The following is a 23,398-nucleotide window of genomic DNA, read 5'->3' as shown; positions in this document are numbered from 1 at the left end:
GATTGCCGCCGAGATGTGCGTCAACTATGGTTGACGCATGGACGGCAGGCGGCCAACAGACTCGTACGGTGACGAAAAACTCGCGGCGCGGCTCCGCGAGCTCGTGGGCGACAGGCATCCTGTGATCGCGGTCGCGACGGTCTCGCCCAAGGGGACGACGGTGGCGAGTGCGGGCGCGCCCCTGAGCGCGGATTTCGAGATCGGCTCGGTCTCGAAGGGGGTGACGGGCCTGCTCTACGCCGACGCGCTCGCACGGGGAGAGATCCGCGCGACGTCGACCCTCGGCGAGTTCCTGCGGCTCGACGGGACGGCGGTGGCGGGGGTGACACTGGCGTCGGTCAGCACGCACCGTTCGGGACTGCCGGGGCTGCCCAGGTCGGCGGAACCGTGGCGGCGAACCCTCGCGCTGTGGCGGCACGGGACGAATCCCTACGGCGAGGACCTCGAACAGCTCCTCACCCAGGCCCAAGGAGTGAGAGTCGGGAAACCACGGGCCCGATATTCCAACTTCGGGTTCGAATTGCTCGGTCACGCGATCGCGCACGCGGCCGGGACGAGCTACCGCGATCTCGTCCGCACGCGGGTCGCCGAGCCCTTGGGGCTCGGCGTGTTCTACACGCCTTCGAGCCCGGAAGAGCTGCGGCCCGGCGCGGTCATCGGCAGGAGCAGGTCGGGACGGGTACGGCAGCCGTGGACGGGTGAGGCGATTGGACCGGCGGGTGGCATCCGGGCGTCGGTCGAGGACATGGCGCGCCTGACGTCCGCCCTGCTCGACGGCACGGCCCCCGGTGTCGCGGCTCTCGACCCCGTGGCGAACCTCTCCGGGCCCGCGGTGCGCGTCGGCGCCGCGTGGATCACCGTCGAGGTGAAGAAGCGTCCCGTCACCTGGCACAACGGCGGCACCGGCGGGTTCCGTACGTGGCTCGGAGTCGACCGCGCGGCGGGCACCGGTGTGGTCGTCATGTCCGCGACCTCGGTCTCGGTGGACCGCCACGGGTTCGCCCTGCTGGCACGGCTCACCGGGGAAGGCCGATGATCGCCGGGCACCGCCCGCCCTGGCCGCCGCGCCCGGAGTTCTCGGGGAAAAACGGGAAACACCTGCCGCCCGTGGATAACCGTACGTACACATCTTCGGAAACCCGCGCGGGCACGGGAGAGAGGAGTTAGCCTCACGCCGTGGGAGAGGTTCTGGGCAGGGTCTTGGTAGTGGATGACGACGACGTCATCCGGCAGCTCATCGCGGTCAACCTGACCCTGGAGGGGTTCCAGGTGGATACGGCCTCCGACGGGCAGGATTGCCTGGACCGGGTGCTGGACGTGATGCCCGACGTCATCACGCTGGACGTCATGATGCCCAGGCTGGACGGCTGGATGACCGCCACCAGGCTGCGCAACGACGAGGGGACCCGCCATATCAAGGTGGTCCTGATCACCGCGCGGGCGCAGGAGGACGACAAGCGGCGGGGCCTCGGAATCGGGGTCGACGCCTACCTCACGAAACCCTTCGACCCGGCGGAGCTGATCCAGGTCGTGCGCGAGCTGGCCCTGACCGCGCGCAGCGGCCAGGGCAAGACGTGACCGCGCGGAGCGATCAGGGCAAGGCCTGACGCGGAGCGATCAGGACCGGCCTCACGGGTCAGAGCAGGCCGTCCCGGTGGGCCACGGCGGCCGCCTGGGTGCGGGAGGAGACGCCCAGCTTGCTCAGGATGTTGGAGACGTGCACGCTCACCGTCTTCTGCGCGATGAACAGCCGTTCGCCGATCTCGCGGTTGGGCAGGCCCTCGGCCACCAGGGCGAGCACCTCCTGCTCACGGGCGGTGAGCACGGTCGGCGGCGCGGAGGTGAAGCGCGCCCTGCGTCCCAGCTCCGCCAGGGCCGCGCCGAGCGGCTGGGCGCCCAGTGACTCGGCGGCCTCGACGGCGAGCTTCCATTCCTTCAGGGCGTCGGCGCGGTCGCCCTCGACGAGCAGCGCCTCGGCCAGCCGCCACCGCGAGCGCGCGACCTCGTAGACGAATCCGAAGGAGTCGAAGGCCTCGACCACCGCGCGCCACGCCGCGACGTCGGGACGGCCGTGCGCGCGGTGCCGTTCGGCCTCGGCCCTGGCCAGCCAGGCCAGTCCCTCGGGGCCGAGCGGGCCGCGCCGCACGGAGCCGGGGCCGACGGCGGCGGGCACCCTGGCCCGCTCCAGGAAGGCGTCGGCCTCGTCGGCGCGTCCCAGGTCCGTCAGCGCCCACAGGGCGGTGCTGCTGAGCCGGATCACGGCGGGATCGTTGGGAAGCATGGCGTCGAGCCCCGCGCGGGCGTGGTCGAGCGCGCTCTCGGGGTCGCCGCGCCACAGGGCGTGCTCGGCGGCCAGGCCGCGGCTTATGGCGATGATCGTGACGTCGTCGGCCCAGAAGGTCTTCAGCCAGGACAGGCGGTCCTCGACGACGGGCAGGCCCCTGGCCACCTCGACGAAGAGTGCGAAGGACGACAGGAGCGCCTCCTGCGGGGTGCCGACGCGGACGGCGAACCCGGAGGCGACCTTCTCCGCCAGGTCCCACTCCCCCGCGACGTAGTGGATCATGAGGCGCAGGAAGCGCAGGTCGGTGCCGTAGGTGCTCCAGTTGAGGCCGCTCTCGCGTGCGAGCCGCAGCCCCCGGTCGGTGGTGATCGCCGCCTCGGCGAGGTCGCCGCTCTCGTACTGGACCCGGGCGTAGGTGTATATGGCCCGCAGGTCGATGGCGAGGTTGCCCGAGCTCTCGGCGCTCGCGCAGGCGAGCAGCTCCTTGGCCCGGGAGATGTCGTCGGCGAGCGTGGCGAGGGCGGCGAGGGTGATCAGCGCGCTGGTCTCCGCGTCGGCGGCGCCGCTCGCGCGGGCCGCCTCCAGGGCGCGGCCGGCCAGGGACTCGACCTCGTCGTGCCGCTCGGTCCAGTAGAGCGAGCGGGCGTAGGTCGCGAGCGCGCGGGCGAGCACCGGCCCCTCCGGCGCCGCCTCGACGGCCGCGTACGCGGCGGCGATCGAGCCCTCGACGTCCTCGGTGTCGATGAGGTAGTACGACAGCCGCTCGTTGATCTCGGCGGAGGGCGGGAGGCGCCGGAGCTGGGAGATCGCCCGGTGGTTGTCGCCGCTGTCGGCCGCGGCGGCGGCGCTGCGCGCGGCGAGGGCGACGTGGTCGATCCCGGCCAGCCGCTCGGCGTCGGGAACCCGGTCCCAGAGCCCGAGCGCCCGGTCGAAGTGGCGGTGCGCCTCGGCGGGAGCCCCCAGCCGCTCGGCCCTCCGCCCGGCCTCCACGGACGCGGTCAGCGCCCCTGGCAGGTCGTGACCGGCCAGGTAGTGGTGGGCGAGCTCGGCCGCCGACCCCCCTCGGGCGGTCAGCAGGCGGGCGAACTCGGCGTGCATCCTGGTCCGCTCACCGGGCAGCAGGTCGTTGTAGACCACCTCCTGGAGAAGAGCGTGCCGGAAGGCGTAGCCGTACTCCCCGTCGGGGCGGAGCAGGCCGCGCGAGACGATCTCCCGCATGCCCTCCTCGAAGGCCAGGTCGTCGAGGCCGGAGGCCTGCTGGAGCAGGTCGTGGTCGGCCCGGCGGCCCGCGACGGCCGCGCCGCCGAGCACCCGCTGCGCGGGGTCGGAGAGCAGCTCCGCCCGGGAGAGCAGCAGGCCAGCCAGGCCGTCGGGCATCGAGGAGCCCTTGGAGGCGGCCTCCAGCAGCTCCTGGGCGTAGAAGGGATTGCCCTCGGCCCGGTCGACGACCTTCCGCATCACCCCGGCGTCGGTGCCACCGAGCGCGGCCAGGTAGTCGGTCATCTCGTGGCGGTCGAGAGGCTCCAGCTCCACCGGCGTCACCGAGGGGAGGCGCTTGAGCTCGGCGAGGACCCGGCGCAGCGGGTGGCGGCGGTGGAGGTCGTCGGTGCGGTAGGTGCCGACGAGGCAGACGTGCTCGGTCTGCAGCATCCGGCTGAGGAAGACCAGCAGGTCGCGGGTGGACTGGTCGGCCCAGTGCAGGTCCTCCAGGACGAGCAGCACGGGCCGCGTGGACAGGAAGCCGAGCACCGAGCCGAAAAGCTGCTGCTGCGTCAGACCTGACGTGCTCTCCCTGCCCGGGTCGGTGCCGCCGGGCAACAGCCTGCCGAGGACCGGCCGCGCGTCGAGCGCCGCGCGCAGCTCCCCGCGTGCCGAACGCAGGGCGTCGGCGAGCGGGAGGTAGGGAAGGGCGTCGCCGAGTTCGGCGCACTGGCCGATGAGCACGGCGAATCCGGCGGCCTCGGCACGCTCGGCCAGCTCGGTGATCAGACGGGTCTTGCCGATGCCCGCGTCACCTCCCACGAGGGCCACCCCCGCCTGCCCCGTGGCCGCCGTGTCGAGCACGGCGGTGAGGCGATCGAGCTCAACCGACCGCCCGATCAGAACACCCCGCGTGCTTTGCCACCCCACGTCGGCGAGTATCGCACGCGGTACCGACGGAATCGACATTCCGGCTGCGGGGACCCATTGGCCCCCGAGAGGGGACGAACACGGACCGATTGGTACACCAAAGGGTCCGGGCATTGGCCCTGACGGCGAGGACCGGGACGACCTTAGGGTCGGGGCATGATCTCGCCGTCCACATTGCTGATCTTCTCGCTCGCCTCGCTGGCCCTGGTCCTGGTACCGGGCCCGAACCACATCTACATCATCACCCGCGCCGTCTCGCAGGGCCGGGCCGCCGGTGTGGCGAGCGCGTTCGGCGTCGAGGTGGGCACGCTGGTGCACATCGCCGCGGCGGCGGCCGGTCTCTCGTACGTGATCGCGCGGTCGGCGACCCTGTTCAACGTGATCAAGTGGGCGGGCGTGGCCTACCTGGTCTATCTGGGCATCCGGGCGCTGACGAGCAGGCAGGAGTTCGCGAGCCGGGAGGCCGCGCCGCAGCGGCTTCGGGCGATCTTCCTCGAGGGCGTGGTCGTCAACGTGCTCAACCCCAAGGTGATCCTCTTCTTCCTCGCGTTCCTGCCCCAGTTCGTGGAGCCCGAGGCGGGCGCGGTGCCGTTGCAGATCGCCGTCCTGGGGGGAACCCTGCTGCTCCTGGGCCTGCTCTCCGACATGATCTACGCCATGGCGGCGGGCGCCATCGGCGGGCGGCTGAGGAGCAGGGCGCCCCTGATCGGCCGGTTCAGCGGCGTCGTCTACCTGGGTCTCGGCGTCGCGACCGCGCTCTCCGGCCGCTCCGCCTGAACGCGCGAGGCCGTCCGAACACGCGAGGCCGCCTGAACACGCGAGGCCGCCTGAACGTACGAGCGGTGGTCCACCTGGACGCACAGGCTCCTCCTCCGCACCGGCCGAAGGCCTGCGCCGGCTCGGCGAGATCCCCGGCCTGCCCGACGGCGGGGACACGGTGGAGGGAGAGGGCGTGTAGACCTCTGGCTTTGCGCCGGCGGCTGTCAGGATTCTCCCGTGCGGGATTCACCGTGACGGCGGCGTCCTCGGTTCCCCTCGTGGTCGAGGGCGGCGACCTCGCGTACGGCCTCGGCGATGGCGCGATAGTCCTTACGCAGGATCGAACCGTGGTTGCTGGCGACTTTCGCGCTGATTTGGATGTTCGGATTGCGGGCAGTCACCGCGGGGAGGCTGGCGCGTATCCGTTCGTGCCCGCCCTGGCTTCCGAAGGACTCCCCAGAAGCGACCACGTAGCGCGCCGGGACGGTGATGCTGTCCAGCACGGGGCCCAGGTCACGCTCGCGGGCGATCTTGCCGACCTCGATGTTGCTGTCTGCCAGCTGGTCGCCGGTCATCCGTGGAGCCATACCGAACGGGCGCAGCAGCTGCATGGGCCACCAGATCCGCTTCCATATCTTGCGCATCCCCGGTTCCATGGACTCGTCGAACCAGTCGTAGGGCTGCGCGCCCTCCACCAAGACCGCGCCCACGGTACGGGCCGGATTCCGGCCGGCCCAGTGCGCCGCGACAAACGCTCCGTAGGACCAGCCCACCATCACCGCCCGGGCCACACCCCGGGCTGCGAGGACAGCATCGACGTCTCGGATGTTCGTCTCGAACGAATAATCCGCCGAACGCTTCGACTTACCCCGTCCCCGCATGTCGTAGGTGATATGCCGCCACTCCGTCCCCAACTCGGCAAGGACCCGCCGCCATTGCCGCTGAACGGCGGCGTGGCCGTTGAGGTAGATCACGGGGACACCGTCGCCGTCGGTGTCGGTGACGGCCAAGGCCGTATCGTCTACCGGGACCATGCCGGTCCAGGGGAATCGCTTGATGGTCATGATCTTCCTTTCTCAGAAGTGGATCGGGAACGGCGGCTGGTGCCGGTGGCCAGGTCCCGGACGGGGCGCTCTTCGTAGGTGATGTGCCGGTAGTCGCTGCCGAGGTCAGCGATGACGCGCCGCCAGTGCGGCTGGCCGGCACGGGCGCCTCCATTTCCACGATCGTCTCGTCGAGGTGCTCCACGAGCGCCTCGTCGAGGTGCTCCATGAGCGCCTCGTCGAGGTGCTCCACGAGCGCCTCGAACTGTGCGGGCCTGAGCTGGGTCAGGTCGATCGGAACGCCCGCTTTGACCAACTCGGCGTTGGCCCGGTCCAGCGCCCGCGGCGGGATCAGGGCGACGAGCTTTACACCGGCTCGCAGCAGGTGCACCGGACGGTGGCCGGCTGCCATCCTGCTGTCTCGGGGCGACGCCGGCCTTGTACCGCGCTCCACCAGCCTGGTCCTGCACCCCGTCGCCCGCCGACATGAGTGGTGGACGTCCAGGTGTGAAACGACGCCCGCAGGTTAGTCGGGGGGCTCCGCCAGCCGCTCCATCCGGTGCCAACCGGCCCAGCCGCGCTCGCGCATCAGGTCCAGCAGCCGCTCCACCCGCGGGTCGGACTCGACGGCAAGTGCGTCCAGAAGGTCAACCGGTAGGTCGTCGTGCGCGACCTCGTCGGGGTTGATCTCGCCGGAGGTGTATGCCTGCTCGGCCAGGCCGGCCATGATGTCGGCGGCTTCCGCCAGACGCGGATCGTCGTCGCCCGCGTCGTCGTCTTCGATGATCTCCGACAGGATCCGGTAGAGCCGGACGAGTTGCGGGTCATCGAGCTGCGAGAATTTTGCGGCCATAACCGCGGAGAGGTCTTCGGGCCAGGAGGCAGCAACAACCAGGATCCACCCGTCCCGCTCCGCCTCCACCATCCGCTCTCCTACCCCGATCTCCCGAAGCAGATCGAGGTAGGAGATCACCTCCGGCGGAAGCGTCAGACTGTCCCCGGCGGCGAGCTGCGCGATCTGCTTGCGGCTGGTCTCAAGCCGTTCGATCTCGTCGTGCAGGTGACTGTCGATCCGTTGGACCGCTTCGGCAAAGGTCGATGCGCCGGCTTGGAGCATCTGACCGATCTGAGACAGCGGCACGCCGGCGTTGGCGAGGGTTCGGATCTTGATGAGCGACACGACTGCCTTTGCGCCGTAGCGCCGGTAGCCCGAGGCATCCCGGTCCGCTTCGGGCAGGAGGCCGATCTGGTGATAGTGCCGCACCGCCCGCACCGTGACGCCGGCATACGACGCCAATTGACTGATGGTCAGCATGCTCTCAACTTCGCCTGGACCCGGTCGGCGCCGGCTCAGGAGGTCCTGCGACGGTAGGAGGGGTCGGCGAACAGGCAGGCAATGATGACCCACCACATCGGCAGGCGTACGGCCCCGCCACACGGCGGGACCGTACATCTGCCGTCAAGAGATCATGTCTGGCCACGTAGCTCCGGAGATTCCCGGCCATTTTTCGCCGGAACCTACATGCGGTCTCCTGGACGTGATCGGTTGTTGGCGGGATGCTCATGACAGCCAGCATGCAGGGTTGACGCAGCGTCAGGGTCAAGTCCGCCGGCGGATTCGTGTGTCTGGCGGCGACAGCAGGCGGACACGAGCCGGCGCGGACATCGTGCTGGTCTCCGAATCGCTCGGGCACGCCTCGCTGAACTCGATCCGGATCCACACCCTGTCCACCGCTGCCGACCGGGTCCGCGCCCTGAGCACCGTCCTGGACGGCGCCCGCGCGTCGTGAACCCGCCCGGCGAGCCCGGGCGAACCGGATCGGGACGGCGTCAGGCGGAGAGCGCGCCCGGAATGCGGTCCAGGATCGGGTAGGGCATGAGCCCGTACGCGTAGAAGTCGACCGCGTCGGCCCCCGAGGCCCGCACGGCGCGGACCTTGGCCGCGAGGCGGTCGGCCGAGTCGGTGTCGGGCAGGCCCGGCCGCAGGACGACCCGCAGCTCCTTGTCCTTGCCCGTCGAGCGGCGATAGGCGACCACGTCGTCGGCCACCCTGGCCGCGTCGCGGGCGTAGGCGAGCACACCGAGCGAGGGCACCAGGTCGCCGAGGGCGACCAGGTCGACGCCGAGCTGCCAGGAGTCGTGCGCGGCGAGCCCCGGTGAGGGCAGGCCGTCGCTGTAGCCCTTGACCGCGCCGGTGGCGTCGAGGAAGACGAGGCGCGAGCCCTCGTCGGTGACGGCGGTGGAGACCTCGGAGACCAGCGAGGTCACCACCTCGGAGCGGGCCCGCGCGTAGGCGACCACCTCGGGCCCCGCGTACGCGGTCAGCGCGGCGCGGGTCACCTCGCCCTGGGCGGGAGGGTCGCCGTCGAGCACGGCGCCCACGATCCTGGAACACTCCTCGCGCGCCACCTCCGCGTTGACGCCCAGGTCGGCGGCGCGGCGCATGCAGAAGCCGCAGAAGCACAGGCCGAGCAGGAACGCGTCCATCGGCCCGAGCGGGACGAAACTGCGCTCGTGGTGGTAGCCGTGGCCGAAGGTGCCGAAGTGCAGTGCCTCGGCCACCACGCTGTCGACACCCTGCCTGGCCACCGCCCGGCCCAGCGCGACCGCGTACAGGCGCACGTCGGGGTGGGAGGGGCACAGGTCGGCGGGCGAGCCGCGGTCGCCGAAGCAGTTGCGTACGGTCACGTCCGGGTCGGCCAGGCCGAGCGTGGTGTTCTGCAGGAAGACGGTCCAGCCGTGCAGCGCCAGCCCGCGCTCGGCGGTGGCCCGGCGCAGGGCGGCCAGCGGCTCGTCCCCGGCGCCGTCCTGGACGGGCGGGACCAGCCGCAGCCCGCCGAACAGGTCGGCGGGCGGCGTGAAGTGCGCGCCGTCCCTGCGGAGCGTCACCCGGGAGCGGCCGTGCGGGGTGACGTCACGGGCACGGTGGTAGGCCGCGGCCACGGTCACGCCCGTCACGCCGTATCCGGCGATCCGGTCGAGGACCGTGTCGAGGCCCTCCCCGCGCACGTCCTCGACGTAGACGTATAGCGAGCTGTCCAAGCCGCCGCCCTCCCACGAAGTCGGTCAGACTCTAACGCGGCTTGTAGGCCACGAAGTCGATCTCGACGAGGATGTCCATCAGGTCCGACCCGACGGTCGTGCGGACCGGGTACGGGCGGGTGAAATACGACTTGTACACCTCGTTGTAGGCGGCGAAGTCACGCTTGAGGTGCTCCAGGTGCACGGTCGACTTCACCACGTCGTCGAAGCCGAGCCCGTGCGCCGCGAGGATCGCGCCGAGATTGCGCATCACCTGGTGGGTCTGCTCGGCCACGTCGGTCCCGACGACCTCGCCGGTCTCGGGGCTGAGCGGCCCCATGCCCGAGGTGTAGACGAAGTCGCCGACCACGAGCCCCTGCGAGTACGCCCCGACGGGCGCGGCGCCCTCGTCGGTCCTCAGCTCCTGCTTGTCGCTCATCTCACCAATCCTCAACAACGAAGAACAAGAAATCAGAAAAAGGTGTTTATCAGATCAACAACGACATAGTCCTCGTCGACCACCGGCATGGTCCGCCACTTGTCGAAGGCGGTGCACGGGTGGGAAATGCCGAACGACACCAGGTCCCCCGGCTTCACCGGCGAGCCCGGCGCCAGCCTCAGGACGGTGTGCTGGTCCTGGACCTTGAGCACCGTCGCGTCCGCGACGGCTCCGCGCGGGATCGGCAGCCCCTCGTCGAAGGGGGCGTCGCGCTTGCCGAACCCGACCACGGCCAGCCCGGGCTCGGGGACGCTCAGCACGTGCGCCCAGATCTCCAGCGCCGCGCGCAGCTCCCCGTCGATCCGGGTGTACGGGGTGCGCTCGCGGTAGTAGCCGTCGTCGTGGGAGACGTAGGCGCCGCTGCGCAGCATGACCCTGGCCTGGCAGGCGGCGAGCTCGCGGCCGATCACGTCGAACCACTGGCTGCCGCCCACCGACAGGATCGGGTCGCGCACCCGCAGGTGCTCCAGCGCCTCCAGCAACCGGTGCAGGTAGGCCCGCACCTCCCCCGCCGACCCCAGCGATCCCTCGTACCCGGCGACGCCCGCGAGCTCCACGCCCTCGGCGGCCTGCGCCGCGGAGGCGACCTCCAGCAGCTGGGCGAGGGTACGGCTGCCGCCCCGCCCGCCCTCGTGGCCGAGCTCGGCCAGCACGCGGAACGGCCGGGCCCCGGCGTGCCGGGAGAGCGCCTCGACCCCGGCCGTCGAGTCGACGAAGCAGAGGAACTCGAACGCGGGATCTGTGGCCAGCTGGGCGGCGAGGGCCGACAGCCCGGCCGGGTCGAAGACCTGGTTGGCGAGGACGATCCGGGACACGCCGAACTCGCGCAGGGTGAGCGCCTGGCTGGGGGTGGCGACCGTGAGCCCCCACGCGCCCGCGTCGAGCTGCGCCCTGACGAGTTCGGGCGACATGGTGGTCTTGGCGTGCGGGGCGAAGGTGAGCCCGTACTCCCGGGTGAAGGCCGCGAGGGTCGCGATGTTGTGCTCCAGCGCGGCGCGGTGGGCCACCATCACGGGGAAGGTGAACGCCCCGCCGAACAGCGAGGCCCCCAGCGCGGCCCCGGGATCCACGATCCCCTTCACGTCCCGTCCCCCTCTGGTCGCCTCGGCGGATCCGCCGGCTCGCCGGCCGCCGGATCCGGGCGTGGGAGATCGCGTCCCCGTTGGCCGCCCTGAGGACCCTATCCTCACGGCGGCCTCTCCAGGGCGCGCCCTCGTGGCTTCATGAGAGCTCAGGGGCGCACGGCTCAAAGGCGCAGCAAGGCTCAGGAGCGCGCACGGCTCAGAGGCGCGCACGGCTCAGAGGCGCAGCAGAGCCTCAGGGGCGCAGCAGAGCCTCAGGGGCGCAGCGCCCTGCCGGGGGTGGCGCCGGTGAGCTCTCTTCCGGCGAGGACCGGGACCCCCGAGACGAGGACGTCGCCGATCCCGGTGGCCGGGGTGCGCGGGACGGCGTACGTGGCCAGGTCGGCGACCGCGGTGGCGTCGAGGACGACCAGGTCCGCGACCTGCCCGGGGCGGACGAGACCCCGCCCTCCGAGACCGAAGCGGCGGGCCGGGTGTGAGGCGAGGTGGACGACGGCCTGTTCCAGGGTCCAGTCGCCGGTCTCGCGGACGTGGTGGCCGAGCATCCTGGCGAACGCCCCGTAGCCCCGGGGGTGGGGGTGGCCGCCCACGTAGATGCCGTCGGAGCCGCCGGTGTGGGCCGGGTGGCGCAGGATCGCGCGGACCGACGCCTCGCCCTCGGGGCCCTCGTCGGGGCGGGCCGACACGCATCCGGCCTCCAGCCGGGTGTCGATCAGGATCCTGCGGCAGAACTCGCCCGGCTCCAGCCCGGCCTCGGCGGCGGCGTCGGGCAGCGTCATCCCCTCGGCCCACTCGGCGCCGGGCACGTGGGAGAAGGTGATCCTCGGCCAGAGCGTCTCGTCCCACTCGATCGGCTCGGACTCCAGGATCTCCAGCGCGCGGCCGGTGTCGGCGGCCGGGACCCACGCGGGCAGCGCGACCATCGCCAGGATCGTGCTGCCCCGCAGGTAGGGGTAGGTGTCGAAGGTGATGTCGATCCCCATGAGCCGGGCCTCGTCGACCAGCGGCAGGAGCGTGGCGGCCGGGCCGTGGTAGTGCGAGACGTGCACGGCGGCGCCCGAGCGCCGGGCGATGTCCGTCACCTCGGCCATCCCCGCGGGGGCCGCGGCGCCGTACCCGCGCATGTGCGTCACGTACGGCAGGTGGTCGAGAGGCGCGCAGAGCGCGGCGATCTCGGCGGCGTCGGCGTAGCGGCCCGGGGCGTACTCAAGGCCGGTGGAGAGGCCGCAGGCCCCCTCCGACAGGCCGCGCTCGACGCGGGCCAGCATCGCGGCCAGCTCGTCGGCGGTGGCGGCCCGCTCCGCGGCGCCCATCACGTCGTGGCGGATCGTGCCGTGCGGCAGCAGGTACGCGGTGTTCAGGGCGGTCGCCCGGTCGTAGCCCGAAAGCAGCTCCCCGACGCCGATCGGCCCGTCCGCCGAGGGGTGGACACCGTTGATCGCCGCGAAGTAGCGGGTGGCGTAGGCGAAGGTCTCCGGGGTGGTGGAGGGGGCGAAGGAGAGCCCGTCCTGGCCGAGGACGAACGTGGTCACGCCCTGCCGGAGCGCGGCGAGCTGCACCTCCTTGTCGAGGACGAGGGCGTCGCCGTGGGCGTGGCAGTCGACGAGGCCGGGCATGACGTGGCGCCCGGCGGCCTCGACGACGGTGGTGGCGTCCGCGCCGTCGAGCCGGCCCACGGCGGTGATCCGGTCACCGTTGACGCCGACGTCGGCGCGGCAGGCGGGGGCTCCGGTGCCGTCGAGCACCCAGCCATCCCTGATCAATACATCGAACGACATGCCGGGATTCAATCACCCGGAAGGTGTTCGCCACATCCAGCGCTCACCTTCGTTCTCCCTGCCCATGTCCTGGATTTCCCCTCGATCACGGAGTGGGGGAATTTGGGCCCCCCAACCCCTTGACCGTGACCTGTCAGGAATGGTGCCATCTTTCCCTAGTTAGGAATCTTTCCTAACTAGTTGACCGCAGACTAGTTGATCGCAGAGAGGGCACCCCCTGTGCATGCGAGACCGCGTCTCCAACGCCCCTCGACCGTCCTCGTCCTGGCACTGGCGTCGGCACTGATCGCATCGGTGTTCGTGCTGGCGGCCCCGCCCGGTTTCGCCGCCGACTCCCTGCTCTCCCAGGGCCGCCCGGCCACCTCGTCCTCCGACGAGGACGCAACGCTGTTGCCCGCCGCCGCCTTCGACGGCAACACCGCCACCCGCTGGGCCTCCGCCGAGGGCCACGACCCCGAGTGGATCCGCGTCGACCTCGGCGCCTCCGCCACGATCTCCCGGGTCAAGCTGACCTGGGAGGCGGCGTACGGGAAGTCGTACCGCGTCGAGGTCTCGCCCGACGGCTCCACCTGGACCCCCGCCTACTCGACCACCACCGGCGACGGCGGCGTCGACGACCTGGCCCTGTCGGGCACCGGCCGCTACGTGCGGATGTACGGGACCGCGCGAGGCACCTCCTACGGCTACTCGCTGTACGAGATGGAGGTCTACGGCAGCGCGGGGGGCACGACCCCGACGCCCACGCCGACGGTCACCCCGACCCCCGGCGGCCCAGGCGTGCCGTTCGGCTCTCACAAGATCCCCTACGCCTCCGGGATGCTGCGCCCGACCGGCGCCCAGGCCACGCTCGACCAGAAGGTGGTCGACTACTACCAGCGCTGGAAGGCCGCGTTCGTCAAGCAGAACTGCGGCAACGGCTGGTACCAGATCATCTCCCCCGACGCCGACCACCCGTACGTGGCCGAGGCGCAGGGCTACGGCATGGTCATCACCGCCACGATGGCCGGGGCCGACCCCGACGCGAAGAAGATCTTCGACGGCCTGGTGAAGTACGTCCTGGCCCACCCGTCGTCGATCACCCCCGGCCTGCTCGCCGCCGAGCAGAACACCTCCTGCCAGAGCGTCAACGGCGGCGACTCCGCCACCGACGGCGACCTGGACGTGGCCTACGGGCTGCTGCTCGCCGACCGGCAGTGGGGCAGCTCGGGCACCTACAACTACCGGCAGCTCGCGATCAACCACATCAACGCCATCAAGGCCGGTGAGGTCAACGCGACCACCAAGCTCATGAAGCTCGGCGACTGGAGCAGCGCGGGCGACCAGTACTACTGGATCAGCCGCTCCTCGGACTGGATGATCGACCACTTCAGGGCGTTCCGTAAGGCCACCGGCGACACGACCTGGGACACCGTCCGCACCAGCCACCAGAACCTGATCGCCTCCCAGCAGTCCGCCTACGCCCCGAACACGGGCCTGCTCGCCGACTTCGTCGTCGACACCAACACCACCCCGAAGCCCGCGCCGAACCAGGTGCTGGAGGACGCCAACGACGGCAAGTTCTGGTGGAACGCCTGCCGCGACCCGTGGCGGATCGGCAACGACGCGGTGACCAGCGGCGACACCAGGTCGCTCGCCGCCGCGCGCAAGCTCAACACCTGGATCAAGGGCAAGACCGGCGGCAACCCGAACAACATCGCGGTCGGCTACTCCCTCAACGGCACCCAGATCTCCGGCGGCAGCGAACCGGCCTACTTCGCCCCGTTCGCGGTGGCGGCGATGACCGACTCCGGCAGCCAGGCCTGGCTGGACGCCCTGTGGAACAAGATGCTCAACACCCCGTTCACGGCGAGCGACTACTACTCCACCAGCATCCAGCTCCAGGTCATGATCACCGTGACCGGCAACCACTGGGTCCCCTGACCCCCAGGTGAACCGACGCGGCCCCCGCACCCGGGGCGGGGGCCGCGTCCTTTCAGTCCTGGGACGGGATGTCCAGCCGGGAGGACTCCCGCGGGCATGAGGCGCCCCTGTCGACCGGACGCCGTTCCAGCAGTTCCCTCGCCTCGCGACGGGCCAGGTTCCAGCCGTTCCACGGGTCGGGCCCGGCGAGCTCGTTGGCCGCGACCACGTCTCGCAGGACGCAGCTGCGGGCCGGCTCCGGCAGCCTGTCCAGGGCGGGCACGGCCTCCGCGCCGAGGTCGCCGAGGTATTCGAGGTCGACCCGCTCCACGCCCCGTACGGCGATCTGGGTCTCCGCGACCCGCAGGTCGGGGTTCCAGACCGCGAACGCCAGCAGGGAGGCGCTCGTCATGATGACGACGGTCCTGGGCAGCCAGCGCGCGTGCCCGCGTCCGGTGAGCCGGGCCGCGCCCGCGACGAGGACCAGGGCGAAGATCCCGCCCAGCCACAGCACCGTCGCCGACACCGAGGCCCGCAGCCGGGACAGGCCGTAGGCGTCGGCGTACAGGTCCAGGCGGTGCAGCGCGGAGAACAGGATCACCAGGGTCAGCACGCAGAGCACGCCGAGCAGCCCGGCCATCAGCCAGCGGTCGGCTCCCTTGAGCTCCAGCGTCCCCGAGGCGACCGCCACGATGGCCAGCACGAACACGCTGACGACGACGAGCTGGAAGAACCCGGAGCGCGCGTACTCGGCGTAGGTCAGCCCGGTCGCGGACAGCACCCACCGGGTACCGCCGAACAGCACGGTCAGCTGCATCCCCACGAACGTGGCGAACAGCAGGTTGAGCGCCGTCAGCGGGGTCACCCAGAGACCGCGGCCGACCGCGACCTTCAGGTCGGGTGCCTTCGGCTCGGCCACGGGCCGCAGCCCCACCAGTACGGCGGAGGCGACCACGCCCGCGAAGACGACGAAGAGGAGGATCCGCAGCGGCATCGACTCCGCCCACTCCTGCGCGCTGAACACCCGCTCGACGGCCTCGGCGAAGACCGCGTCCGCCGAGGCGAACAGCGCCCCGAACACCACCAGCAGCACGACGGTGAGCCCGCCCCCCAGCAGCAGCGGCATCACCCGGCGGCGGGACGCGAGGCCCTTCAACCTCGCGCCGAGGAACCACGGCACCGGCAGCAGGCCCAGGACCACCGACGCGCCGCCCCTGATCACCCCGAGCCAGCCGCGCCCGGCCCCCGACAGAGCGAGCGCGGCCGTCAGGAACCCGGCCAGCAGAAGGATCCCGACCAGCCAGTCGGCGTCCCTGAACATCACCGTCGCGACCAGCCCGTAGGCGATCGCCCCCATCCCGGCCGACCAGGGGTTGATCCTCCTGCGCGCCGCGGGGATCGCCGCCAGCCCCATCGCCACGGCCACCAGCACGAGCCCCAGCCCCGCCCTGCTGTACGGCACCGCGACCGCGGCGAGCGCCCCGACGGCGGCCGAGACCGGCAGCGCCCAGCGGGGCGTGTCCGGCAGCTCGGGCCGGGGGAAGATCGGCGGTGCCTCGTATCCGCCCGGAGCCCCCGGGCCCCGCCCCCCGCCCTGCCGGGAGACCGCCGACGAGCCCGTCGATGAGCCCGGCGACCCTTCCCTGACGCCTACCGGCTGCGCCCCGCCTTCCCGCCGCGGAGCCTCCGGACCCGCCACGGTGACGCGCTGCGCGACGGGTCCCCGCGCCGGAGGCCGGGGCGGGGGCTGCTCGGCGGGAGCCAGGATGTCGTCGGTGGGCGTGGTGGCGCCGATGACCGTACCGATGAAAGCACCGATGGCGAAGATGGCGGCCCCGGCGAACGCCGCCAGCAGGGGGTCGACCTTCGCGAGGCCGATGCCCACGATCACGGCGCACACCAGCCCGCCGACGCCGCCGACGAACACCCCGATGAACGCTCCCGCCCAGTTCCGCATCACGACCGGCTTCTGACGCGCGCTCCCCTGCCGGGCGAGAACGGGCTGCGGGGGGTACGGCTGCGGGGCGGGCCGTACGGGAGGAGAGGGTGTGGCGACGTCGGGGCCGGTGGCTCCGGGGGCCGTTCCAGGGGTCGCCCCGGAGCCCGCAGCGGCGGGCACCGGCCCGGACGTCACGCCGTGCCCGGGTCCGCCCGCGGCCGGGCCGGAGGTACCCGAGGTCCCGGGCGCCTCGCCGGTCTCCCGGGGTCCGGCGGCCTGAACGGCTCCGACCGGTTCGCCGGTACCGGACCCCGGACCGGTCACCGGGCCGGTCGTCGGACCGGCCACCGAAGCGGTCACCGATCCGGGCGCGGAAGCGGTCGCCGCGACCTCTCGCGACCGGGACGCCCGCCCGGCCCCGACCGTCTCGCGGACCTCGGGCTCCCGGCCGGTTTCCAGCGGTTCACCCGGTTCGACGGATCCGGAGCCCTGATCGGCCCCGGACACCCGACCGGTTTGCACCGGTCCGCCGGATTCCGACCCCCCGGAGGCCCCGGAGGCCCCGGAGGCCCCGGCGGCCCCGGAGGCCCCGGCGGCTTCGGCGGCTTCGGCGGCCCCGGCGGCCTCGCCACGTCCGGGCGGCGCATCGGCCGCGGACGGGACGAAGGACGCGGGAGCCACCGCCCCCGTGGGGGCTTCACCGGGAGGGGCCTCGCCCGGGGCGACGGCGTCCGCCTCCGCGGGGAGGGAGCCCTTGGCGGGGAGAGACGGGGGGTTCATCTCGATCCTTTCCGGAAGGTCGGCCACGATGTGGCAGCCGACACCGTCGTCGACGTGGATGGAGCCGCCGTGGAGCTCGACGATCTCCTTGGTGATGGCCAGGCCCAGTCCGGCGCCGCCGTCGTCGGCGGCCCGGCCCGCGTCCAGGCGCGAGAAGCGCTCGAACGCCCGCGCCCGGTCCTCGGCCGCGATCCCCGGCCCCTGGTCGCTCACCCGCAGCCGGACGCCCTCTCCCCTGGCCGTGGCCGTCAGCACCACCAGCCCTCCGGCGGGGCTGTGCCGCACCGCGTTGTCCAGCAGGTTGGCGAGGACCTGCGCGAGCAGGTCGGGATCGGCGCGCACGCTCAGCCCCTCCGGAACCTCGCAGCGCGCCACCACCCCCTCCCTGGCCAGGACGGCCTCCCGCAGGGCCTGCTCGCACAGCTGGCGCAGCTCGACGTCCTCACGCTCGATCAGCCGGGCCCCGGACTCCAGGCGGGACAGGTCGAGCAGCTGCGCGACCAGCCGGCCCAGCCGCTCGGTCTGGGCGAGCGCGGTGCCGAGGGTGACGGGGTCGGGGTCGGAGACCCCGTCGACCACGTTCTCCAGCACCGCCCGGAGCGCGGTGATCGGCGTACGGAGCTCGTGGCTGACGTTGGCCACCAGTTCCCGGCGCTGCCGGTCCACCTCGCCCAGGTCGGCGGCCATCGCGTTGAAGGCGCGGGCGAGCTCGCCGACCTCGTCACGGGAGGACGCGGTGACCCGCAGGCCGTACCGGCCCTTGGCGATGGTCTGCGCGGCGGCGGCCATCTCGCGCAGCGGCTTGGTCATCCCCCGCGCGAGCAGCTGCACCATGATCAGTGCGAACACCGCGGCCACCGCGACGCGCACGTTGCGCGAGTATCCGGCGTTGATGCCGACCTCGTTGACGACGAACGCCGCCACCACGGCCAGCAGGATCACCATGCCGAGCTTTATCTTGATCCGGCCCAGGAAGTCGAGAGGTCTCAATGGTCGGCGCGTCCCGGTGTCGAAGTCGAAGGGCACATGAGTGTCTGAGTGACGGAGAGGGCGATCGGTTCTCGCCCGGCCGCGAGCGCCGTTTCCGGGGCGTGCCGGCACGCCTCCTCGCGGCCGTGCCCGGGCGCGTGTCCACCGGCCGCGCCGGGATGCCCGCTCACGGTTTGACGAGGGCGTAGCCGACGCCGTGGACGGTACGGACGACGCCGGGGCCGAGCTTGCGGCGCAGGGCCCGCACGTGGCTGTCGACCGTGCGGGTGGCCGCGGCCTCGGAGAAACCCCAGATGTCGGCGAGCAGCCGCTCGCGCTCGAAGACCTGGCCGGGGCGCTCGGCGAGGCGGCAGAGCAGGTCGAACTCGGTCCTGGTGAGCTGGGCCTCGGCGCCCCGCACGTAGACGCGGCGCTCCGCGGTGTCGATCTCGACGTCGGCGAGGCGGATGACCGTGTCGGCCACGGCCAGCTGGGAGGCCCGCTCGACCCTGCGCAGCAGGGCGTGCACCCGGGCGACCAGCTCGCGCATGCTGAACGGCTTGGCCATGTAGTCGTCGGCCCCGACCCCGAGTCCCACGAGCAGGTCGGTCTCCTCGCCCAGCGCGGTGAGCATGAGGACCGGCACCGGCCTGGCCGCCTGCATGCGCCGGCACACCTCCAGCCCGTCGAGGCCGGGCAGCAGCCGGTCGAGCACCACCACGTCGGGCCCCGTCCTCGCGTAGGCGGCCAGCGCCGCCTGCCCGTCCCCGACGACCTGCACGTCGAAACCCTCGGCGGCCAGCCTGTGGCGTACGGCCCGCGCAATCGTCTCGTCGTCCTCGACCACGAGGACACGTCGTTGTTGAGGGGTTGCCATATCCGGCAGCGTAGACCGGAGCCGTGCAGAAGAACTGTGGTGAATTGTGCAGATTCTGCGCACTCGGTGACGGGGGCCGGCCCGATGAGCAGGGCCCTCGCGCGGACGAGGGCCCCGCCCGGCGGGCCGGAGAGGCCGGATCACGGGCCGGAGAGGCCGGGACCAGACGGGGATCAGGTGAGGATCAGGCGGCGGCCGGTGATCCGGTAGCCGACCCGGGCGAACGAGGCCGCCATGGGCGCGTTGCCCACGTCGGTGTTGTCCTTCACCTCGGGTTCGCCCTCGGCGACGAAGACGTGCAGCGCCTCGGTGACCAGGTCGTCGGCGTAACCGCGGCCCCGGTGGGCCGGGTCGATCCCGAGGTAGCCGATCGTGGCGTTCCTGGAGTTGCGCGTCGCCATCACGATGCCGACGAGCTCCCCCGACGCGTCGTGGGCGAGCCGCCACCACCGGCGCCCGCCGGGCATGTCCGCGACCTCGGCCACGGTCTTCTCGGCCGTCGCCCTCGCGCCGTGAGCCGCGAGGTTGCGCCGGTCCCAGTCGTCGAGGCTGCCCTCGGCGACGCGGGCCAGCAGGTTCACCACCACCTCGTCGTCGTCGGCCGGGGCGAAGGTGAGCCGGGCCGACCTTGACGGCAGGCCGTACTCGGGGAGCCAGTGCAGGTTGAGCCGCTCGACGGACCGCCTCAGCCCGGCCTTCTCGGCGGCGGCGATCCGGTCGGAGGCGTCCGCGAACGCGTCGGGGCGCTCTCGCCAGTCGGCGGGCAGGAACAGGTGGTAGTCGGGCCGCGCCCCGGACGGTGTGGCGTACCCGGGCGTGACCAGGGTGGCGTACGCGGCTCGCAGCAGGGCGGCCCCCACCTCGATCCGGTCGGGGCCGAACCCGGGGTCGAGCCAGTCGAGGCTGAAGGGGTGCTCGGAGCCCGGCGGACCCCAGAAGGCGGCCCTGGCGACGACCTCGTCGCCGCGCAGCGCGACCCAGACCCATTCGGGCCGGTAGCCGAGCTCGTCGAAGGGCAGGTGGCGGGCACCGACGCCGGAGGCGGGGAGCGGGCCGTAGCGGTGGAACAGGTCCGACTCGCCCGCTTCGAGCGGACGGAACCGCAGATCGGACATGGACCGGTCGGAAAGGGACAGCTCGGACAAGCGAAACTCCAGAAAGCGGGTGCGCCTCCCGGGCTCAGGCGGCCTGTCGCCCGAGGCGGGAGCGCGTGACCAGGGTGGCGAACATCTGCTCCTCACCTCCTCACGCTCGAAGGGACGGTCAGGCTACCGGCATGTCCGGCGCCGCTTCAATCGGATAAACCGGCCACGGAGATGGACACGGACGCGGCACGGCCGCCGGTGCCGCGCGGCGGACCGCCCGTGCCCCGTTCAGGACGCCGCGTCCCCGCCCTCGTCCTCCGCGCTCCCGCCCTCGTCCTCCGCGCTCCCGCTCGCCGCGCGGGTGAACCGTTCGCCGGTCGCGCGCAGGTAGTCCCGGAACTCCACCGGCCGGACCACCTCGACGTCGGCGCCCAGCGCGGCGAGGACCAGGACCGGCCACTCCATCCCGTCGGCGTTCATCAGCAGCCGGCACGACCGGTCGTCGACGGCCTCGACCACCCCGCCCAGGGGTGACGCGACCCGCTCGACGTCGGCGGCCGCCGCCTGTACGACGACCACGATCTGATACTGCGCCGGCATCGACGTGATGCCGGCGCGGACGAACTCCCCGGCGTCGCCGCCGGGCAGTTCGCGCGGGCGGAACCGGGCACCGGTCGACTCCGCGGCGGCCAGCCGGTCGACGCGGAAGGTACGCCAGCCGTGGCGCTCGACGTCCCAGGCGACGAGATACCAGCGGCGCCCCAGCGACACGAGCCGGTGCGGCTCGACCAGCCGGGTCGTCCGGTCGCCGCCGCGCGCCGTGTACTCGAACCGCAGCCGCTCGTCGTCCCGGCACGCCTGGGCGATCACCGTCAGGGCGAGCGGGTCGACCGTGGGACCCCCGCCGACGACGGCGGGCACGGTGTAGGCCCGCAGCGCGTCGACCCTCCGCCGCAACCGGGGCGGCATCACCTGGATGACCTTGGTCAGCGCCCGTACCGACGTCTCCTCGATACCGGCCACGGCGCCGCCGGCCGCCGTCCGCAACCCGACGGCGATGGCCACCGCCTCCTCGTCGTCGAGCAGCAGGGGCGGCATGGTCGCACCGGTCTGGAGCTGGTAGCCGCCCGCGACACCCCGGTTGGCGTCGACCGGGTAACCCAGCTCGCGCAGCCTGTCGACGTCGCGCCGCAGCGTCCGCTCGCTCACGTCCAGCCGGTCGGCGAGCTCTCCGCCCGGCCAGTACCGATGAGTCTGCAGCAGGGACAGCAACCTCAGCATCCGCGCACTCGTGTTCGCCATGAATCCAGCTTCCCGTCAATTCCGGTCAGAAAGTGGCCTGAATGGATTTTAACGTGGTCCCCATGAACAGCACGATGATCCGCACGAGCGGACTGACCAGGCACTTCACCGTCAGGAAAGAGACGGTCGAGGCGGTACGCGGCCTCGACCTGCACGTCGCCTCCGGCGAGATGGTGGCACTGCTGGGACCGAACGGGGCGGGAAAGTCGACCACCCTGCGGATGCTCACCACGCTGCTCCCCCCGACCTCGGGCAGCGCGGAGGTCGCCGGGCACGACGTGACGACCGGGCAGCGCGGCGTGCGCGGCCGGATCGGCTACATCGGCCAGGGCAACGGGGCCGCGCACAGCCAGCGGGGCCGTGACGAGCTGATCAGCCAGGGCCGCGCGTACGGGCTCGGCGCCCGCGCGTCACGCGCCCGGGCGGCCGAGCTGATCGCCTCCCTGGACCTGGAGGGCGTCGCCGACCGGATCGTGTCGTCGCTGTCCGGCGGCCAGCGACGGCGGCTGGACATCGCGATGGGCCTGATCCACGCCCCCGACCTGCTGTTCCTGGACGAGCCCTCCACCGGGCTGGACCCGCAGAACCGGGCCAACCTCTCAGAGCACATCCGCGCGCTGCGCGCCGAGCACGGAACCACGATCGTCCTGACCACCCACTACCTCGACGAGGCCGACCAGCTGGCCGAACGGGTCATCGTGATCGACCACGGGCGGGTCATCGCCGACGACACCCCGGCGCGGCTCAAGGCCGACCACGCGGGCGACCGCGTCATCCTGACGTTCGGCAACGAGCGGGACGCCCGGCGGGCCGTCGCCGAGTCGCTGGGCGTCGTGGCGGGCGCGCGGGTCGAGCGGACCGGCGCGCGGGTCGTGATCGAGGTGGCCGGTGGCGCCCAGCTCGCGCCGAAGCTGCTGCGCGGCCTGGACGACGCGCTCCTCGAGGTGACCGGTGTCGAGGTCACCCGACCCACCCTCGACGACGTCTTCCTCAACCTGACCGGCCGCAGCCTCCGCGAGGACGGCACCGCCGGGGCCGCGGAACCCGGGACCACGGAGACCGGGACCACGGAGACCGGGGCCGCGGAACCCGGCACCGCGGAGACCGCGACCACGAAGCACACCGCCGAGTCCGGCGTCACCACCACCGAGGAGAGCGCGGCATGAGCGGCACCACCATGATCACCGACACCGTCACCGTCTTCGGCCGCGAGCTGCGCCCCGTGCTGCGCAACCCGTTCTCCGTGATCTTCACGATGGTGCAGCCGCTGTTCTTCCTGGCGCTGTTCGCGCCCCTGCTCCCCGCCGTGGAGGGCGGGTCCGCGCTGCAGTGGTTCGTCCCCGGCATCGTGGTGATGTCCTGCCTGTTCGGCGCCTCCTCCACCGGGGCGAACCTATTGTTCGAGATCCAGACCGGATCGCACGAGCGGATGCTCGTCTCCCCGCTGCGCAGGCCCGCCCTCATCGTCGGGCGGGCCCTGAAGGAGATCGTGCCGATGCTCGCCCAGACGGTGGTCGTCGTCGCCGCCACCATCCCGTTCGGGTTCCGCCCGCACCTCGCGGGAGCCCTCCTCGGCCTGCTGATCCTCGCCGTCTTCTGCGTGGGCCTCGGCGCGCTGTCCTACACGCTGGCGCTGGCGTCCAAGGACAGCGAGTGGATGTTCTGGGGGGTCCAGCAGACCCTGCTCTTCCCGCTGATGCTGCTCGCCGGGATGCTGCTGCCCGTCAGCGGCGGCCCGGGCTGGTTGCTGGCGCTCTCGCGGCTCAACCCGCTGACGTACGTCGTGGAGGCCGAGCGCGCCCTGTTCAACGGCGAGATCGTCTCGGCGGCCACCGGCGGCGGCGCGGTCGCGGCCGTGATCGTGGCCGCGCTGGGCCTGCTCGTCGGCACCCGGGCCATGCGCCGCGCCTGACCGGGCCCGACCGGGCCCGGCCTCGCCCGGCCTCGCCCG

At 72.3% G+C, this 23,398-nt stretch carries 18 protein-coding genes; 7 read left to right on the top strand and 11 right to left on the bottom strand.

Annotated elements, in window-relative coordinates:
- Nucleotides 1-37 precede the first annotated feature (37 nt).
- Together AB0G15_RS11700 and AB0G15_RS11695 are read left to right on the top strand one after the other, a co-directional pair.
- Nucleotides 38-1,036, top strand: a complete 999-nt coding sequence (locus tag AB0G15_RS11700) for a serine hydrolase domain-containing protein (protein WP_362837759.1) — start codon at nt 38-40, stop codon at nt 1,034-1,036.
- 152 nt (nt 1,037-1,188) lie between these two features.
- Entirely contained in the window at nt 1,189-1,578 is a 390-nt protein-coding gene (locus tag AB0G15_RS11695; protein ID WP_362837799.1) for a response regulator, read from the top strand.
- 58 nt (nt 1,579-1,636) lie between these two features.
- Here the strand turns inward: AB0G15_RS11695 and AB0G15_RS11690 are convergent, their stop codons facing one another.
- Nucleotides 1,637-4,453: an AAA family ATPase gene (locus tag AB0G15_RS11690; protein WP_362837757.1), complete on the bottom strand. Its 2,817-nt coding sequence runs from the start codon at nt 4,451-4,453 to the stop codon at nt 1,637-1,639.
- Nucleotides 4,454-4,570: 117 nt separating this feature from the next.
- On the opposite strand from AB0G15_RS11690, the gene AB0G15_RS11685 reads away from it, so the two are divergent.
- The gene (locus AB0G15_RS11685; protein ID WP_362837755.1) at nt 4,571-5,191 is read left to right on the top strand and encodes a LysE family translocator; all 621 of its coding nucleotides are present in this window, start codon (nt 4,571-4,573) and stop codon (nt 5,189-5,191) included.
- A 206-nt stretch (nt 5,192-5,397) separates the two neighbouring features.
- Here the strand turns inward: AB0G15_RS11685 and AB0G15_RS11680 are convergent, their stop codons facing one another.
- Nucleotides 5,398-6,237: an alpha/beta hydrolase gene (locus AB0G15_RS11680; protein ID WP_362837753.1), complete on the bottom strand. Its 840-nt coding sequence runs from the start codon at nt 6,235-6,237 to the stop codon at nt 5,398-5,400.
- A gap of 505 nt (nt 6,238-6,742) precedes the next feature.
- A complete protein-coding gene (locus tag AB0G15_RS11675; RefSeq protein WP_362837751.1) occupies nt 6,743-7,531 on the bottom strand; it encodes a MerR family transcriptional regulator in 789 nt (262 codons plus the stop codon).
- A gap of 307 nt (nt 7,532-7,838) precedes the next feature.
- Between AB0G15_RS11675 and AB0G15_RS11670 the strand changes: the two genes are divergently transcribed.
- On the top strand, nt 7,839-8,006 hold the full coding sequence (locus tag AB0G15_RS11670; protein ID WP_362837749.1) for a hypothetical protein: 168 nt from the start codon (nt 7,839-7,841) through the stop codon (nt 8,004-8,006).
- Between the two features lie 40 nt (nt 8,007-8,046).
- Here AB0G15_RS11670 and AB0G15_RS11665 read toward each other — a convergent pair whose 3' ends face one another.
- The 4 genes from AB0G15_RS11665 to AB0G15_RS11650 form a co-directional block, all read right to left on the bottom strand.
- Nucleotides 8,047-9,258, bottom strand: a complete 1,212-nt coding sequence (locus AB0G15_RS11665; protein WP_362837747.1) for a hypothetical protein — start codon at nt 9,256-9,258, stop codon at nt 8,047-8,049.
- A 31-nt stretch (nt 9,259-9,289) separates the two neighbouring features.
- Nucleotides 9,290-9,676, bottom strand: a complete 387-nt coding sequence (locus tag AB0G15_RS11660) for a Rid family detoxifying hydrolase (RefSeq protein WP_362679598.1) — start codon at nt 9,674-9,676, stop codon at nt 9,290-9,292.
- Nucleotides 9,677-9,708: 32 nt separating this feature from the next.
- Nucleotides 9,709-10,818: an alanine racemase gene (locus AB0G15_RS11655; protein WP_362837745.1), complete on the bottom strand. Its 1,110-nt coding sequence runs from the start codon at nt 10,816-10,818 to the stop codon at nt 9,709-9,711.
- Nucleotides 10,819-11,072: 254 nt separating this feature from the next.
- Nucleotides 11,073-12,596 carry an amidohydrolase family protein gene (locus AB0G15_RS11650; RefSeq protein WP_362837743.1) on the bottom strand — a complete coding sequence of 508 codons (1,524 nt, stop codon included), beginning with the start codon at nt 12,594-12,596 and terminating at the stop codon, nt 11,073-11,075.
- Between the two features lie 219 nt (nt 12,597-12,815).
- Here AB0G15_RS11650 and AB0G15_RS11645 point away from each other — a divergent pair, with 219 nt between their 5' ends.
- Nucleotides 12,816-14,516, top strand: coding sequence for a glycosyl hydrolase family 8 (locus tag AB0G15_RS11645; protein WP_362837741.1), 1,701 nt, complete (start codon nt 12,816-12,818; stop codon nt 14,514-14,516).
- Nucleotides 14,517-14,568: 52 nt separating this feature from the next.
- Here AB0G15_RS11645 and AB0G15_RS11640 read toward each other — a convergent pair whose 3' ends face one another.
- The 4 genes from AB0G15_RS11640 to AB0G15_RS11625 all read right to left on the bottom strand — a co-directional run bounded on the left by AB0G15_RS11640 (nt 14,569) and on the right by AB0G15_RS11625 (nt 21,447).
- On the bottom strand, nt 14,569-18,204 hold the full coding sequence (locus tag AB0G15_RS11640; protein ID WP_362837739.1) for a DUF4153 domain-containing protein: 3,636 nt from the start codon (nt 18,202-18,204) through the stop codon (nt 14,569-14,571).
- Between the two features lie 166 nt (nt 18,205-18,370).
- On the bottom strand, nt 18,371-19,060 hold the full coding sequence (locus tag AB0G15_RS11635) for a response regulator transcription factor (RefSeq protein WP_362837737.1): 690 nt from the start codon (nt 19,058-19,060) through the stop codon (nt 18,371-18,373).
- Between the two features lie 173 nt (nt 19,061-19,233).
- Nucleotides 19,234-20,205 carry a GNAT family N-acetyltransferase gene (locus AB0G15_RS11630; protein WP_362837736.1) on the bottom strand — a complete coding sequence of 324 codons (972 nt, stop codon included), beginning with the start codon at nt 20,203-20,205 and terminating at the stop codon, nt 19,234-19,236.
- Nucleotides 20,206-20,433: 228 nt separating this feature from the next.
- Complete coding sequence (locus AB0G15_RS11625) at nt 20,434-21,447, bottom strand: YafY family protein (protein ID WP_362837734.1); 1,014 nt, start codon at nt 21,445-21,447, stop codon at nt 20,434-20,436.
- A 74-nt stretch (nt 21,448-21,521) separates the two neighbouring features.
- On the opposite strand from AB0G15_RS11625, the gene AB0G15_RS11620 reads away from it, so the two are divergent.
- Together AB0G15_RS11620 and AB0G15_RS11615 are read left to right on the top strand one after the other, a co-directional pair.
- Nucleotides 21,522-22,613, top strand: a complete 1,092-nt coding sequence (locus AB0G15_RS11620; protein ID WP_362837797.1) for an ATP-binding cassette domain-containing protein — start codon at nt 21,522-21,524, stop codon at nt 22,611-22,613.
- Nucleotides 22,610-23,359 carry an ABC transporter permease gene (locus AB0G15_RS11615; protein ID WP_362837732.1) on the top strand — a complete coding sequence of 250 codons (750 nt, stop codon included), beginning with the start codon at nt 22,610-22,612 and terminating at the stop codon, nt 23,357-23,359. Before AB0G15_RS11620 ends, AB0G15_RS11615 begins: the two co-directional genes overlap by 4 nt.
- Nucleotides 23,360-23,398: the final 39 nt, after the last annotated feature.

This window comes from Streptosporangium sp. NPDC023825 (assembly GCF_040639575.1).
Taxonomy (GTDB): Bacteria; Actinomycetota; Actinomycetes; order Streptosporangiales; family Streptosporangiaceae; genus Streptosporangium.
Note: the sequence above shows the minus strand (reverse complement) of the source record. Positions and strands in the feature narration are given on the sequence as shown.

Coding starts and splice junctions, on each gene's coding strand:
- AB0G15_RS11650 (WP_362837743.1), bottom strand. CDS start 12,596: ATGTCGTTCGATGTATTGATCAGGGATGGCTGGGTGCTCGACGGCACC.
- AB0G15_RS11700 (WP_362837759.1), top strand. CDS start 38: ATGGACGGCAGGCGGCCAACAGACTCGTACGGTGACGAAAAACTCGCG.
- AB0G15_RS11685 (WP_362837755.1), top strand. CDS start 4,571: ATGATCTCGCCGTCCACATTGCTGATCTTCTCGCTCGCCTCGCTGGCC.
- AB0G15_RS11615 (WP_362837732.1), top strand. CDS start 22,610: ATGAGCGGCACCACCATGATCACCGACACCGTCACCGTCTTCGGCCGC.
- AB0G15_RS11690 (WP_362837757.1), bottom strand. CDS start 4,453: ATGTCGATTCCGTCGGTACCGCGTGCGATACTCGCCGACGTGGGGTGG.
- AB0G15_RS11620 (WP_362837797.1), top strand. CDS start 21,522: ATGATCCGCACGAGCGGACTGACCAGGCACTTCACCGTCAGGAAAGAG.
- AB0G15_RS11680 (WP_362837753.1), bottom strand. CDS start 6,237: ATGACCATCAAGCGATTCCCCTGGACCGGCATGGTCCCGGTAGACGAT.
- AB0G15_RS11675 (WP_362837751.1), bottom strand. CDS start 7,531: ATGCTGACCATCAGTCAATTGGCGTCGTATGCCGGCGTCACGGTGCGG.
- AB0G15_RS11635 (WP_362837737.1), bottom strand. CDS start 19,060: ATGGCAACCCCTCAACAACGACGTGTCCTCGTGGTCGAGGACGACGAG.
- AB0G15_RS11625 (WP_362837734.1), bottom strand. CDS start 21,447: ATGGCGAACACGAGTGCGCGGATGCTGAGGTTGCTGTCCCTGCTGCAG.
- AB0G15_RS11660 (WP_362679598.1), bottom strand. CDS start 9,676: ATGAGCGACAAGCAGGAGCTGAGGACCGACGAGGGCGCCGCGCCCGTC.